This window comes from Flexivirga sp. (genome assembly GCF_035551235.1).
In the GTDB taxonomy this organism is placed as follows: domain Bacteria; phylum Actinomycetota; class Actinomycetes; order Actinomycetales; family Dermatophilaceae; genus Flexivirga.
In genome coordinates, this window is the sequence record NZ_DASZNO010000038.1 from 179,309 (window position 1) to 193,246 (window position 13,938).

The 13,938-nt window shown below is 68.7% G+C and carries 14 protein-coding genes; 6 read left to right on the forward strand and 8 right to left on the reverse strand.

What is annotated here, in order from left to right:
• The first annotated feature begins 19 nt into the window (after positions 1-19).
• From VG502_RS13655 to VG502_RS13665, 3 genes are read left to right on the forward strand one after another with little or no spacing between them, the layout of a single operon-like run.
• A complete protein-coding gene (locus VG502_RS13655; RefSeq protein WP_325550613.1) occupies positions 20-613 on the forward strand; it encodes a TIGR03089 family protein in 594 nt (197 codons plus the stop codon).
• Positions 614-636: 23 nt separating this feature from the next.
• Complete coding sequence (locus VG502_RS13660) at positions 637-1,410, forward strand: CoA transferase subunit A (RefSeq protein WP_325550614.1); 774 nt, start codon at positions 637-639, stop codon at positions 1,408-1,410.
• Positions 1,410-2,036, forward strand: coding sequence for a CoA transferase subunit B (locus VG502_RS13665; protein WP_325550615.1), 627 nt, complete (start codon positions 1,410-1,412; stop codon positions 2,034-2,036). The genes VG502_RS13660 and VG502_RS13665 overlap by 1 nt, the downstream gene beginning before the upstream one ends.
• A gap of 9 nt (positions 2,037-2,045) precedes the next feature.
• Here VG502_RS13665 and VG502_RS13670 read toward each other — a convergent pair whose 3' ends face one another.
• The gene (locus VG502_RS13670) at positions 2,046-3,032 is read right to left on the reverse strand and encodes a glycosyltransferase family 2 protein (protein WP_325550616.1); all 987 of its coding nucleotides are present in this window, start codon (positions 3,030-3,032) and stop codon (positions 2,046-2,048) included.
• A gap of 49 nt (positions 3,033-3,081) precedes the next feature.
• Here VG502_RS13670 and VG502_RS13675 point away from each other — a divergent pair, with 49 nt between their 5' ends.
• Positions 3,082-4,428, forward strand: a complete 1,347-nt coding sequence (locus tag VG502_RS13675; protein ID WP_325550617.1) for an LCP family protein — start codon at positions 3,082-3,084, stop codon at positions 4,426-4,428.
• A 113-nt stretch (positions 4,429-4,541) separates the two neighbouring features.
• Here VG502_RS13675 and VG502_RS13680 read toward each other — a convergent pair whose 3' ends face one another.
• Entirely contained in the window at positions 4,542-5,708 is a 1,167-nt protein-coding gene (locus VG502_RS13680; protein WP_325550618.1) for an acyl-CoA dehydrogenase family protein, read from the reverse strand.
• Positions 5,709-5,737: 29 nt separating this feature from the next.
• Positions 5,738-6,748, reverse strand: a complete 1,011-nt coding sequence (locus tag VG502_RS13685; protein WP_325550619.1) for an LLM class F420-dependent oxidoreductase — start codon at positions 6,746-6,748, stop codon at positions 5,738-5,740.
• Between the two features lie 62 nt (positions 6,749-6,810).
• On the opposite strand from VG502_RS13685, the gene VG502_RS13690 reads away from it, so the two are divergent.
• Complete coding sequence (locus VG502_RS13690; protein ID WP_325550729.1) at positions 6,811-7,986, forward strand: nucleotide sugar dehydrogenase; 1,176 nt, start codon at positions 6,811-6,813, stop codon at positions 7,984-7,986.
• Here the strand turns inward: VG502_RS13690 and purE are convergent.
• Both purE and VG502_RS13700 read right to left on the reverse strand, forming a co-directional pair.
• Positions 7,983-8,525, reverse strand: a complete 543-nt coding sequence (gene purE / locus VG502_RS13695; RefSeq protein WP_325550620.1) for a 5-(carboxyamino)imidazole ribonucleotide mutase — start codon at positions 8,523-8,525, stop codon at positions 7,983-7,985. The two genes, VG502_RS13690 and purE, sit on opposite strands and share 4 nt — an antisense overlap.
• Positions 8,522-9,703, reverse strand: a complete 1,182-nt coding sequence (locus VG502_RS13700; protein WP_325550621.1) for a 5-(carboxyamino)imidazole ribonucleotide synthase — start codon at positions 9,701-9,703, stop codon at positions 8,522-8,524. Before VG502_RS13700 ends, purE begins: the two co-directional genes overlap by 4 nt.
• A 55-nt stretch (positions 9,704-9,758) precedes the next feature.
• Between VG502_RS13700 and VG502_RS13705 the strand changes: the two genes are divergently transcribed.
• Positions 9,759-10,271, forward strand: a complete 513-nt coding sequence (locus VG502_RS13705) for a GtrA family protein (protein WP_325550622.1) — start codon at positions 9,759-9,761, stop codon at positions 10,269-10,271.
• An 8-nt stretch (positions 10,272-10,279) separates the two neighbouring features.
• Here the strand turns inward: VG502_RS13705 and VG502_RS13710 are convergent, their stop codons facing one another.
• The 3 genes from VG502_RS13710 to VG502_RS13720 are packed head-to-tail and all read right to left on the reverse strand — an operon-like array spanning position 10,280 to position 13,761.
• Entirely contained in the window at positions 10,280-11,266 is a 987-nt protein-coding gene (locus tag VG502_RS13710; protein ID WP_325550623.1) for a sensor histidine kinase, read from the reverse strand.
• Positions 11,267-11,272: 6 nt separating this feature from the next.
• Entirely contained in the window at positions 11,273-11,950 is a 678-nt protein-coding gene (locus tag VG502_RS13715) for a response regulator transcription factor (protein WP_325550624.1), read from the reverse strand.
• Positions 11,947-13,761, reverse strand: coding sequence for a biotin--[acetyl-CoA-carboxylase] ligase (locus VG502_RS13720; RefSeq protein WP_325550625.1), 1,815 nt, complete (start codon positions 13,759-13,761; stop codon positions 11,947-11,949). Before VG502_RS13720 ends, VG502_RS13715 begins: the two co-directional genes overlap by 4 nt.
• Between the last annotated feature and the right edge of the window lie 177 nt (positions 13,762-13,938).

Below are 13,938 nucleotides of genomic sequence, written 5' to 3' on the forward strand. Positions count from 1 at the left end.
CGCGTCTAGGCTCCATCAGGTGAATTCTGATGATCTGCGCGCCGCACTGCTGGCCGGCGACCTCTCCCGCCCGCGGCTCACCTGGTATGACGAGGGCAGTGGCGAGCGGATCGACCTGTCCGGCAAGACCCTCGTGAATTGGGTTGCCAAGGCTGCGAATTGGCTCGAATCGGAGATGAGTCTCGAGCCCGGCGACATCGTGCGACTGGACCTGCCGGCCGATCACTGGCGCGCGATCTACTGGTCGCTCGCGGCATGGACCCGTGGGCTGACCGTCACGACCGGCGACGATGCCGACGCATCCGTCGGTATCGACTCCGAACCGGCGTCCGCCGGCGCCGACCTGGTCGAGCCGGCCGCCGCGCTCGCCGCCAGTCCGCTGCAGGCCATGTCGGACGCCATGCCGGCTCCGGTGGGCGACGTCCCGTGCGCCGTGCCGGCCGTTGATGACGTCACGGCCGGCAGCAGGGTGTTCGTCACGGACAACAGGGCGGCGCCCGCGCTGACTGCCGCGCTGATCGTCCGCGGTTGTTCGGTGCTGGTGGTGCGCGGCGGCGATGAGCGCAGCCGCGCCGCACGGAGCGCGTCGGAGGCCGTGGACACCACCCTGTAACACGGTCTTGTAATGTCCGTCACATGGACAAAGTGGTCTCCTCGGCAGCCGAAGCCGTGGCCGACATCCCCTCCGGGGCATCTCTTGCCGTGGGCGGTTTCGGCCTGTGTGGCATTCCCAGCGTGCTGATCCAAGCTCTGCATCAGACGACGACGACGGACTTGGAGGTCATCTCCAACAACTGTGGCGTCGACGACTGGGGCCTCGGAATTCTCTTGCGGGACAAGCGGATCCGCCGGATCATCGCGTCATACGTCGGCGAGAACAAGGAATTCGCGCGACAGTACCTCGAGGGTGAGCTGGAGGTCGAGCTGACCCCGCAGGGCACCCTCGCGGAGAAGCTGCGCGCCGGCGGCGCCGGCATCGCGGCGTTCTACACGGCCACCGGAGTCGGCACCCAGATCGCCGACGGAGGTATGCCGTGGCGGTATGCCGAGGACGGCTCCGTCGCACTCGCCTCCCCCACCAAGGAGACCCGGGAGTTCGACTTCGGCGGCACCACCAAGCCCTACGTGCTGGAGGAGGCCATCGTCGCCGACTACGGCCTGGTGCGAGCTGCCAAGGGCGACCGGCACGGCAACCTGGTCTTCAACCAGAGCGCCCGTAACTTCAACCCGCTGTGCGCTATGTCCGGCAGGATCACCATCGCCGAGGTCGAGGAGCTCGTCGAGCCCGGCGAGATCGACCCGGACGCGATCCACCTGCCCGGCATCTACGTGCACCGCGTCGTGCAACTCACCCCGGAGCAGGCGACCGACAAGCGCATCGAGAAGACCACCACGAAAGGCGGCAAGTGATGGCGCTGTCACGCAATGACATGGCGGCCCGCGCGGCCCGGGAGCTCTCCGACGGCGACTACGTCAACCTCGGCATCGGCCTGCCGACGCTGGTTCCCAACTACGTCCCCGACGACGTCGAGCTGGTGCTGCAGTCCGAGAACGGCCTGCTCGGCGTCGGTGCCTATCCCGACGCGGACAAGGTCGACCCGGATCTGATCAACGCCGGCAAGGAGACCGTCACGCTGCGCAGGGGCGCCTCGATCTTCGACTCGGCCACCAGCTTCGGCATGATCCGTGGCGGCAAGATCGATGCCGCGATCCTCGGCGCCATGCAGGTGTCGGTCGCCGGCGACATCGCCAACTGGACGATCCCGGGCAAGATGATCAAGGGCATGGGCGGCGCGATGGACCTGGTCCACGGCGCCCGCAAGGTCATCGTGCTGATGGAGCACGTCGCCAAGGACGGATCGCCGAAGATCGTGCCCGAGTGCACGTTGCCGTTGACCGGCCGGAAGGTCGTCCAGCGCATCATCACCGACCTGGCGGTCATCGACGTCACGCCGGCCGGCCTCAAGCTCGTCGAGACCGCACCGGACGTGACCGAGGACGAGGTCCGCGAGGCGACGGGCGCGCCGCTCGCCTGAGTCGGCGCGTCAGTCTTCCGACAGCCGAATGCGACTGGTCAGGAACCCGTAGCCCCACGCCAGGTGCATGGTCGCCAGCACCGGGGGCACCAGACGGCGGACCGGCTGCGGTGAACCGGCCGAGATCGCGATGCCTCCGAGAGTCACCGCACCGACATACCCCGCCGGAACGAGCCACAGCGGCCGCCAGAGGAATCCGCCGACGGCTCCGGCCGCGATCGCGGCGAGCGCGGTCGGCGGCGCGAGATAGCGGGCGTTGATCGAGCCCTTGTGGCGGTGCGCGACGACGCGGCGCCACTCGCCGTACTGCTTGTACTGCCGCGCCAGCGTGCGGAACGACCCGCGCGGACGATAGGTCACCTTCAGCTCCGGGGTGAACCACACGATGCCGCCGTCGGCGCGCAGCCGGAAGTTCATCTCCCAGTCCTGGGCGCGGGTGAACCGGGCGTCATACCCACCGACCCGCTGCAGCCAGGAACGCCGGAAGACGCCGAGGTAGACCGTCTCGGCCGGGCCGGGGCGTCCGCCGAGCTTGAACTTCACCCCGCCGACGCCGATCTTCGACTTCATCGCCACCGCGACGGCACGCTCGAAGTCCGTCGTGCCCTCGGCGTCCATGATCCCGCCGACGTTGGCCGCGCCGGTCTCCTCGAGCACACGCACCGCCGTCGCGAGGTAGCCGTCGGACAGGATGCCGTGACCGTCCACCCGCGCGATCACGTCGTATGACGCCGCGGCGATCGCCGCGTTCAGCGCGTCCGGGGTCCGGCCGGTGGGATTCGTGACAAGTTTCACACGGTCATCGGCGGTGTGCAGGCGGGCCGCGACCTCGTCGGTGCCGTCGGTGGAGGGGCCGAGCGCGAGGATCACCTCGACCGGTCCGGCGAGCTCCTGCCGCAGAATGGCGGTCACAGACTCGGCCAGGTGCCGTTCCTCGTTGAGGATCGGCATGATCACCGAAACGCCATCGGTCACTTGCGATTCGGGTGTTGGCACGCGTCGCAGATTACACGGGCGCCCCATGTTGCCGCGTTACCCTCGTGCGGTGCCAGACGACGAAGACCCGATAACCATCGACACCCGCAAGGGCGCCGGTGCGCCTCGTCGCCCGCGTCGCCGCCCCGCGCAGGAGCCCCAGGAGATCCCGCTCCGCCCGGACCGTGGGCGCCCCGCGCAGCAACCCGGCGGCCGCGGCACGGCGCCACGCAGCCCAGGACCGCGCAGCACGGCCCCGCGCAGTGCGCCGGCGGCTGCTCAGTCCGGCGGCGACTCGACCCGGATGATGCCGACCGGTCCCCGGAGCCATCCGCAGGACCACGGCGGCGCGCCGCGTGGGCCGCACCGCCCCGGCGGCCCCGGACCCGGCGGCCCGCGGGGTCCGGGGCCGCGACCGGCCGCTCCCGTCGGTGTGCCGCGCGGCCGCAAGCGCAAGTGGCCGCGGGTGCTGCTGGTCGTCGTGCTGATCATCGCCCTGTGGGTCGGCCTGCTCGTGTGGGCCGGACTGTCGGCGTGGGGCAAGGTCCACAAGGTGGACGCGTTCCCCAGTGGTAACCGTCCGGCGGGCGGCAAGGGCACCAACGTCCTGCTCGTCGGGTCCGACTCGCGCGCCGGCATGACCGCGGAGCAGGGCCGCGCGCTCGGCACCGGCGGCAGCAGCGTCGGCGGCGGCACCGCCCGCACCGACTCGATCATGGTGTTGCACATGCCCGACAGCGGGAAGCCGACGCTGGTCAGCTTCCAGCGCGACTCCTGGGTCGGCATCCCCGGCCACGGCGAGGGCAAGATCAACTCGGCCTTCACGATCGGCGGCCCGAAGCTGATGGTGCAGACGATCGAGCAGGCCTCGGGCCTGCACATCGACCGGTACATGGAGATCGGCTTCGGCGGTTTCGCCGGCGTCGTCGACTCGGTCGGCGGCGTCCGGATGTGCCTGAAGCAGGACGTCAACGACAAGGACGCCCACATCAACCTGAAGAAGGGTTGCCAGAACCTCAACGGCAAGAACGCTCTGGGTTACGTGCGCTCGCGGCACGCCTTCGCGACCGGCGACCTCGCCCGCGCGGAGCACCAGCGCGAGTTCCTGGCTGCGCTGATGAAGAAGATCGCCAGCCCGACCAACCTGCTGCTGCCCTGGAAGCTGAAGAGCGTGGGTTCCGCCGGCGCCAAGGGCGTCGCGGTCAACAAGGGCATGTCACCGATCCAGGCGCTGAAGATCATGTGGACGCTCAAGGGCATCAGCAACGGCGGCATTTCCGTGCAGGTGCCGGTTGCCAACCCCAACTACTTCGTCGCCGGGCAGTCGGCCGTCCTGTGGGACAAGGCACGCGCCACGAAGCTCTTCAACGACCTCAACAACGACCGTCCGGTGACCGCGCCGACCACCGGTTCCTGACCGGCCGTCATGCGCCGGCCTCTCAGCGATTGAGCGGCATACCAACGCATTGAGCGGCGTACGGAAACCAGTCGTTTCCGTACGCCGCTCAATGCTGATGTATGCCGGTCGATCTACTTCTTCAGCAGCTGGCGCGCGGCCACCATCCGCTGGATCTGGTTGGTGCCCTCGTAGATCTGGGTGATCTTGGCGTCGCGCATCATCCGCTCGACCGGGTGGTCCACGACGTAACCGGCACCGCCGAGCAGCTGCACGGCGTCGGTGGTGACCTCCATCGCGACGTCGGAGGCGAAGCACTTCGCCGCGGCGCCGAAGAACGGCAGGTCGTCGTCGCCACGCTCGGACTTGGCGGCCGCGACGTAGACCATCTGCCGGGCGGCCTCGAGCTTGATCGCCATGTCGGCGAGCATGAACTGCAGACCCTGGAACTCCGCGATGGCCTTGCCGAACTGCTTGCGTTCCTTGACGTAGCCCAGGGCGTAGTCGAGCGCGCCCTGCGCGATGCCGACCGCCTGCGCGCCGATGGTGACGCGCGTGTGGTCCAGGGTGCGCAGCGCGATCTTCAGGCCCTCGCCCCGGCCGCCGATCATCCGGTCGCCCGGGATGCGGCAGTTGTCGAAGTGCAGCTCACGGGTCGGCGAGCCCTTGATGCCGAGCTTGCGCTCCTTCTCACCGAAACCGAAGCCCTCGTCGGACTTCTCGACCACGAACGCGCTGATGTTGCGGCCGCGCTCGCCGTCGGGGTCGGTCACCGCGAGAACCGTGTAGAACTCGGACTCACCGGCGTTGGTGATCCACGACTTCTGCCCGTTGAGCACGTAGTCGTCGCCGTCCGGCGTCGCCTTGCACCGCATCGATGCAGTGTCGGAGCCGGCTTCACGCTCGGACAGGCCGTAGGAGAACATCGCCTCGCCACGGGCGACCGGCGGGAGGTACTTGCTCTTGATGTCGTCGTTCGCGGCGAGGATCACCGGCATCGAGCCCAGCTTGTTGACGGCCGGGATCAGCGACGAGGAGGCGCACACCCGGGCCACCTCCTCGATCACGATGCAGGTCGCCAGCGCGTCGGCGCCCACGCCGTCATACTGCTCGGCGATGTGCGGCGCATGGAAGTCCGACGCGACGAGCGCCTCCAGCGCCGCACGCGGGAACTCGCTCTTCGCATCCACCTCCGCAGCATGCGGGGCGATCTTGTCCTCGGCCACGGCACGCACGGCTTCGCGCAGGGCATCGTGGTCCTCGGACGTCTTGAACAGGTCGAAGTCGTTGTCTGCGGTCACGTCACAATCCTACTCGTCAGTAACCAGCTTCAGTCAGCCAGTTCGGGGATGATCTCACGCTCGAACCGCTCGACCGTCGCGAGATCGTATGCCGCCTCCGGGAAGTACGCGATCGCGTAGCCGAGGCCGGCATCGCGCATCGAGTGCAACCCCTCGGCCACCTGCTCGACCGTCCCGACCGTCGCCTGCTCGCGCAGCGAGCGATCGACGTGCGCGGTGGCGTCGTCCTGCGACATACCGCCCTGGACCATCCGCGCCGCCAGGGCCGCGAGCTTCTCGTCCAGCTCCGCCGCGTTGTCGGCGATGATGACGTTGGTGTTGCCGGTCAGCGTGATCTCGTCGAAGTCCCGCCCGACATCCTTGCAATGCCGCTTGAGGATCTCGGTCTTGGCGGCGAACTGCTCCGGGTCACCGAAGTAGTTCGTGTAGTCGGCATACTTTGCCGCGATCTTCAGCGTGACCTTCTCACCACCGCCGGCCACCCAGATCGGGATGCGGTTGGCCGGGCTCGTGGTCTGCAGCGGCTGCGGGAAGCACAGCGCGCCGTCCACCTGGTAGTACTTGCCGTCCAGCGTCGCGGAGCCCGTCGTCCAGAGCTGCCGGAAGATCTCGACGCCCTCGCGCAGCCGGCCGAGGCGCTCCCCCACGGCCGGGAAGCCGTAACCGTAGGCGCGCCACTCGTGCTCGTACCAACCGCCGCCGATGCCCATCTCGATCCGGCCACCGCTGATGTGGTCGATGGTGGCGGCGACCTTCGCGAGGTATGCCGGCTGCCGGTAACTCATGCAGGTGCACATCTGCCCGAGCCGCACTCGCGAGGTGATGCCCGCGAACCCGGCCATCAGCGACCACGCTTCGTGCGTCGCCTCGTGCGACGGCTGCGGGGTCGTGTGGAAGTGGTCGTAGACCCATACCGATTCCCAGGACGGTATGGCGTCCGCGCGCCGCACCAGGGAGCTCATGACGTCCCAGTGCTTCGCCGGGTCGATGCCGACCAGGTCGTAGCGCCAGCCCTGTGGGATGAACATTCCGAACTTCATCTGCCGTTTGCCCTCTCGCGTTGGGGATGGACCGGCGGCCCGGTACCGTGAGCGCCATGTCAATGCGCACGAGGATCACCGTAGTCGGCACCGGTTATGTGGGGCTCTCCATGGCGGTCCTGCTCGCCGGCGTCGCCGATGTCGTCGCATTCGACATCGACGCCGACCGCATCGCGATGCTGCAGGAGCGACGCAGCCCGATCAGCGATGCCGAGATCGAGCAGCAGCTCGCGAACGCCGACCTGTCCCTGCGCTTCACCCTCGACAAGCAGCAGGCGTATGACGAGGCGGACTTCGTCATCATCGCCACTCCGACCGACTACGACCCGGAGACCAACTACTTCAACACCTCCACCGTCGAAGGGGTCATCGCCGACGTCGCCGCGCTCAACCCCGCAGCGACGATGGTCATCAAGTCGACCATCCCGGTCGGCTTCACCAATGACGTCCGCAAGCGCCTCGGCACCGAGAACGTCGTGTTCTCACCGGAATTCCTGCGTGAGGGCAGGGCGCTCTTCGACAATCTGCACCCCTCCCGCATCGTCGTCGGCGAGGTCAGCGACCGGGCGCAGCGCTTCGCCGACCTGCTGGTCGCAGCCGCGGAGGACACCGACATACCGGTGCTGCTCACCGAGTCGACCGAGGCCGAGGCGATCAAGCTGTTCGCCAACACCTACCTCGCGATGCGCGTGGCCTACTTCAACGAGCTGGACACCTTCGCCTCGCGGCACGGGCTCAACACCAAGCAGATCATCGAGGGCGTCAGTCTCGACCCACGCATCGGAAAGCATTACAACAACCCGTCATTCGGGTACGGCGGCTACTGCCTGCCCAAGGACACCAAGCAACTGCTGGCCAACTACCAGGAAGTCCCGCAGACCCTGATCAGCGCGATCGTCTCGGCCAACACCACCCGCAAGGACTTCGTCGCGGACGACATCCTGGCGCGCGAACCGAAGGTCGTGGGCATCCACCGGCTGATCATGAAGTCCGGCTCGGACAACTTCCGGGCCAGCAGCGTGCAGGGCATCATGAAGCGCATCAAGGCCAAGGGTGTCGAGGTGCTGGTCTACGAGCCCGAGCTGGACGCCGAGGAATTCTTCGGCTCCCGGGTCACTCACGACCTCGACGAACTCAAGCGGGATGCCGACCTGATCGTCGCCAACCGGCGCACCGACGAGCTGGCAGACGTCGCCGAAAAGGTTTATACCCGAGACCTTTTCGGCTCCGACAGCTAGTTCCCCGCCACCTCCGCGCGCAGCGCCGCTCCCTTCGCGTGTGCCTCATCGCGCAGCTCGACCTGGAAGTCGGCCATCGCTGCGCGCAGGCGCTCGCCCTCCTCGTCCGGCGCGGATGCCAGGATGCGCGTCGCCAGCAGGCCGGCGTTGCGGGCGCCCCCGATTGAGACCGTCGCGACCGGGACACCGGCCGGCATCTGCACGATCGACATCAGCGAGTCCATGCCGTCGAGGTATTTCAGCGGCACCGGCACACCGATGACCGGCAGCGTCGTGACCGACGCGAGCATGCCCGGCAGGTGGGCCGCTCCCCCGGCACCGGCGATGATGACCCGGATGCCGCGGGTCGCGGCCTGTTCGCCATACGCGATCATCTCGGTGGGCATCCGGTGCGCGGAGACCACGTCGGCCTCGTAACCGATGCCGAACTCGTCGAGCGCCTCGGCGGCGGCACGCATCACCGGCCAGTCGGAGTTGCTGCCCATCACGATGCCGACAACCGGTGCGGCAGAAGCGGATTCGCTGATGTCGGAGGTCATTCTGTGACGGTCCCTTCGAGGTAGTCGGCAGCGTGCCTCGCGCGCTCGCGCAGCGCGTCGAGGTCGTCGCCGTAGACGTTGACGTGCCCGATCTTGCGACCGGGACGCACACCCTTGCCGTAGAGGTGCACCTTCAGGCCGGGGTCGCGCGCGAGCAGGTGCTTGTAGGTCGGGTAGAGCTCGTCGTAGTCGCCGCCGAGCACATTGCCCATCACCGTCCACGGCGCACGCGGGGCGACATCGCCGAGCGGCAGGTCGAGCACCGCGCGCAGGTGCTGCTCGAACTGCGAGGTGACCGAGCCGTCCATGGTCCAGTGGCCGCTGTTGTGCGGGCGCATGGCCAGCTCATTGACGACGTATGACGGGGAGCCGCCACCCGTACCCGGGATCTCGAAGATCTCCACGGCGAACACCCCGGTGATGTCCAGCTCACCGGCGAGCCGCAATGCGGCCTCGGACGCGCCCGCCGCGAGCGAGGCGTCGAGTTCGGGGGCCGGAGCCAGGACCTCGGTGCAGATGCCGTCGACCTGCACGGTCTGCACGATCGGCCACACCGCGGCCTGCCCCGAGGGACTGCGCGCCACCAGCACCGCGAGCTCACGGCTGAACGGCACGCACTCCTCGGCCAGCAGCGCCTCGCCGTGCGCGAACCAGTCGGCCGCCTCGGCCGCGGCTCCGATCACCCGCACGCCCTTGCCGTCATACCCACCACGGGGTGTCTTGAGCACGACGGGCCAGCCGTGCAGATCGCCGAACGCGGCCAGCTCCGCCTCGTCCTGCACCGGCGCCCACGCCGGGCACGGGACGCGCAACTCGGTCAGCCGCTCCCGCATCGCCAGCTTGTCCTGGGCGAAGACGAGCGCCTCCGGCTTGGGATGCACCGGCACTCCGGCATCGACCAGTGCCCGCAGCACGTGATCGGGGACGTGCTCGTGATCGAAGGTGACGACGTCGCATTCACGGGCGAACGCAAGAACCTCGTCGACGTCCAGGTGCGACCCGACCGGAGCAGACGGCACGACCAGTGCCGCAGCGGCATCGGGAGCTTCGGACAGGACACTGAGAGTGAGCGAGAGGTTGATCGCCGGCGGCTGGCACATGCGGGCGAGTTGGCCGCCGCCGATGATGCCGACGACGGGGAAGCCGCCCGGCGCACGCTGAGGGGAAGTCACCCGCATACCCTAGCGAGGCCTCTCAGCCGACCCTCAGGGCACAACCCGTAGGCTGAAAAGCGTGATCGGGGCCCGGATTGTCGACTTCGTACGCTCGCTGTGGCGTGAGCTGGCGAAGTTCGGCGTGATCGGGGTCATCAACATCATCATCGACCTCGGCCTCTACAACCTGCTGATCGACGGCCCGATGCCCACCAAGGTCACCGCCGCGAAGATCGTCAGCGGCAGCGTCGCGACGCTCTTCGCCTGGGTCGGCAACCGCTACTGGACCTTCCGGCACCGCCACAATCGTCCGGTCCACCACGAGGTCGTGCTCTTCTTCGGCGTCAACGGGCTGGCCCTGGCCGTCTCGGTGCTCTGGGTCGCCTTCGCGCACTACGTCCTGGGGCTGGAGGGCAAGTTCTGGCTGAACTTCAACGCGATGTTCGGCATCGGCCTGGGCACCATCATCCGCTTCTGGGCCTACAAGCAGTTGGTCTTCCGCAACGAGCCCATCGCCGACGAGTCTGCGGGGCAAGCACTGGCCGAGCCGCTGCAGGCCCAGGAACCGCACAACCGCGAGAGCGCACGCTGACCCACCACTCAGCCGTGATGCCGGTGCAGTGCCGAGGGCGCGGCCTCACCTTCGGACAGGAACAACGCGAAGACCGCCGGCTGCACGCTGCGCAACTCCAGCCGCCCACCGTTGGCGCCGGCGAGGTCACGGGCCAGCGCGAGCCCCAGCCCGGTGCCACCGGTGCTCACGCGGCGCTTGAAGATGTGCGGCGCGATCGCCGGGTCGACTCCCGGCCCCTGGTCGCTGACCTCGACGACGACCGACGGACCGTTGCGCCGCGCCATGACCTCCACGGTGCCGGTGCCGTGCTGCAGGGTGTTCTCCAGCAGGGTGGCCAGGATCTGGGAGAGGCCGCTGCGGCTGGCCACGACCTGTAGCCCACGCTCTCCGCTGACCTTGACGCTGCGCCGGGCGTCGGCGAACGCCGGCTGCCATTCGCGCTGCAGCTCGGCGATCACCGAATCCAGCGAGATCGTCGGCAGCGGCCCGGACGGCGACTCCCGGGCTCGCTGCAACAGCTTGTCGACCACAGTGGTGAGGCGCTCGACCTGTGCGATGCCGACGGTGGCCTCCTCGTGGATCTGCTCGATGTCGTCGCTGATCGAGATCTCGTCCAGCCGCATGAGCAGCGCGGTCAGCGGGGTGCGCAGCTGATGGCTCGCATCCGATGCGAACTCGCGCTCAGCGGCGAGGGTCGCTGTCAGCTCGGAGGCACGACCCTCGAAAACCTGTGAGATGCGGTCGATCTCGTCGATCCCGCTGCGCAGGGGCTCGAAGATGACCGGACCGTCCTCGGCACGCTCGGCGCGCCGGGTGAGCTCCTCGACCGGGCCCGCGATCTCCTCGGCCATGTGCCGGGTCCGCCACCAGACGAACGCCACACCGACGCCAGCAAGCACCAGGAGCAGCCCGCGATGCCACCACGCCGGCGTCAGCACCAGCGAAGGAATCAGGACCAGCGCCAACGGCGGCGCGGCGATCCGCGGACCAGCACGGAGCAGCCTGTTGCGCACGTGCGGCTAGCTTCCGCCGGCCGGCTCGAAGCGGAACCCGACACCGCGCACCGTGGTGATGAACCGGGGGCGGGTGGCGTCGTCGCCGAGCTTGCGGCGCAACACGGACACGTGCATGTCGAGGGTCTTGGTGGAGCCGAGCCAGGCGGTCTCCCAGATCTCGTGCATCAGCTGCTCACGGGAGACGACCTTGCCCTGCTCGCGCACCAGCACCCGCAGGAGCTCGAACTCCTTTGCGGTGAGCTGCAATTCGTTGTCGCCGACGAACGCTCGGCGGGCTTCGGCGTCCAGGCGCACCAACGGCGCCACCTCAGCCTCGTCGGGCGGGGTACGGCGCAGCAACGCCCGGGCACGGGCCAGTAGCTCGGCCAGCCGGAAGGGTTTGGTGACGTAGTCGTCGGCGCCGGCGTCGAGGCCGACGACCGTGTCGACCTCGTCGGCGCGTGCCGTCAGGATGAGCACCGGCACGGAGCTGCCGGAGTTGCGCAGCCGGCGGCACACCTCAAGGCCGTCGATGGAGGGAAGCCCGAGGTCGAGGATGACCAGGTCGGGACCGCTCTGGGCGCCGTCCAGGGCGGCGAGCCCGTCTTCCCGGACGTCAACGGTGTAGCCCTCGCGCCGCAACGCACGAGCTAGCGGCTCGGAAATCGCGGGATCGTCCTCGGCCAATAAGACACGGGTCATGGTGGCGATAGTAGTTCGCCATGACGCCTGGATAGGACCCACGACGTGATTTGTCCGATTCCCGGCAGGTGAATCGCCTCTCTCGCGACCGCCCGCACATCTGCGTGTCCGGTGAGCGCGGCCGCCACATCGGAGTCGGCGAGCACCGTACCCGGATCGGCCGCACTCGACAGCCGGCTCGCGCGGTTGACCGTGTTGCCGTAGACGTCCCCGAGCCGGGCCAGCACCCGGCCGGTCGCGACGCCGACCCGCATCCGCGGGATCAGGTCGTCGGCAGCCGCCTGATCGATCAGATCGAAGGCGATCGCGACGCCGCCTTCGACGGTCGTGTGCGAGAAGAGCACCTCGTCGCCGACGGTCTTGACCACTGCTCCACCGTGCGCGGCGACGATGTCGGAGGCCAGGGACTCGAAACGTTGCACCAGCGTGGCGAGTTCGCGCTCGCCCAGTTGCCGCGTCAGTTGGGTGAAGTTGACCAGGTCCGCGAAGCCGATCGTCCGTCGTACGCCGATGTGCGACTCCGGCTCGGAGTCGGCGATCATCCGCGAGATCGCGACGGCGAGATTGCGCCGCCATACATAGGTGATCAGCGGGGTGAGGTCCTCGGCCATATCCACTGCGCGCTGTGCTGCGAGGCGGGCGACCCTGCTGTCCACGCCGATGCCGTCGTCACCGGTGACCATGTCGGTGATGACCTGCAGCGACCACATCGCCAGCCGGTCGGTGGACCGCCCGATGGCCCGAGCCAGGCCGAGCACCGTCGCCTCATCCAGCTTCCCGTCGCGGACGGTCCGCGTGACGGCCTGCACCGCCTCACGGTCGGTCTCGGTGAAGACCACATCCTCGTCGCGTGCGCTGGCGAACCCGAGGGCACGCCACAGCTTGCTGGTGTCCTCCGCCGTGACGCCCGCACCCTTGGCGATGTCCGCCCGACGAAGCACCCGCGGCGCACCCAGCAGGCGCTCCTCGAGTGCGTCCACGAACGCCGCGCGGTCGTGCGGGTCGGGCTCCGGCAGCAGACTGCGCTCGCCCGGTCGGATGTGTATGACGTCACCCACTGCGTGCGGCACCGGACCGTCCGGCGTGTCGATGAGCAGGCGGCCCATCTCGTCGATGTCCAGGGCGGGTCCGGTGACCGACTCGTCGCCGGATAGTTCGACCCGCACCTGCCGGCCGATGGTGACGCAGGCGGCGCGGTAGGCGTCGTCCTCGCCGGCACCATCCCATTCGCGCTGGACCTGGGCCAGTGCTCTCAGCACGGCCACGATCAGGTCCTCGCAGCGGACGTCATACCCGGCCAGATGCAGGGAGGTGGCGGTGTCGACCGGCAGTTCGTCCCTGGTCTGGTGCACGTTGAGACCGATGCCGACCACCACACTCGGGTCGGCGCCGCCGCTCGCCTGGCAGAGTATGCCGGCGACCTTGGCCCATGGGGCCCGTGCATTCGGCCGGACCAGCACGTCGTTGGGCCATTTCAGCCCGATCGATGCTCCGGTGAGGTCGCGGACCGCCCGGCGTACGGCGAGACCGACGAGCAACGGCACCCATCCCCAGCGAGTGGCGTCCTGCGGCAGCGGCATCGTCGCCGAGAGCGCGATCGAGGTTCCGGCGGGTGCCTCCCACGAGCGGTCGAGGCGACCGCGCCCGGCGACCTGGTTGTCGGTGACCAGTGCGCGCCAAGGCTGCGGGTCGCGCAGCAGCTCGTCGTTGGTCGAGGCCACTTCGGGGCTCACGTCCACGTCGTGCCAGGGGTTCTCCGGCGTGTCTCGGAGCCGGTCATTGATCTCGGACCGATCCAGGAAGTGGCTCACGTCACCAAGGTTAGTGGTCGCGATCGGCCGGCTCGTGGCGCCATCCGGCTCGAGGCGTTCGCCGGATGTGCATCTCGGGAGCAGTCCCGTTAGCCTGTGTCGCGAACGGGAGTAGTCCCTCGACCGGATGTCGACATACTGGCGGTCCGCCGCCCGGTGTTCGGGGTCACCGCACAG

Bases quoted from the DNA above. Each gene is read 5' to 3' on its own strand.
- VG502_RS13665 (WP_325550615.1), top strand. From the start codon at position 1,410: ATGGCGCTGTCACGCAATGACATGGCGGCCCGCGCGGCCCGGGAGCTC.
- purE (WP_325550620.1), bottom strand. From the start codon at position 8,525: ATGACCTCCGACATCAGCGAATCCGCTTCTGCCGCACCGGTTGTCGGC.
- VG502_RS13700 (WP_325550621.1), bottom strand. From the start codon at position 9,703: ATGCGGGTGACTTCCCCTCAGCGTGCGCCGGGCGGCTTCCCCGTCGTC.
- VG502_RS13685 (WP_325550619.1), bottom strand. From the start codon at position 6,748: ATGAAGTTCGGAATGTTCATCCCACAGGGCTGGCGCTACGACCTGGTC.
- VG502_RS13690 (WP_325550729.1), top strand. From the start codon at position 6,811: ATGCGCACGAGGATCACCGTAGTCGGCACCGGTTATGTGGGGCTCTCC.
- VG502_RS13715 (WP_325550624.1), bottom strand. From the start codon at position 11,950: ATGACCCGTGTCTTATTGGCCGAGGACGATCCCGCGATTTCCGAGCCG.
- VG502_RS13660 (WP_325550614.1), top strand. From the start codon at position 637: ATGGACAAAGTGGTCTCCTCGGCAGCCGAAGCCGTGGCCGACATCCCC.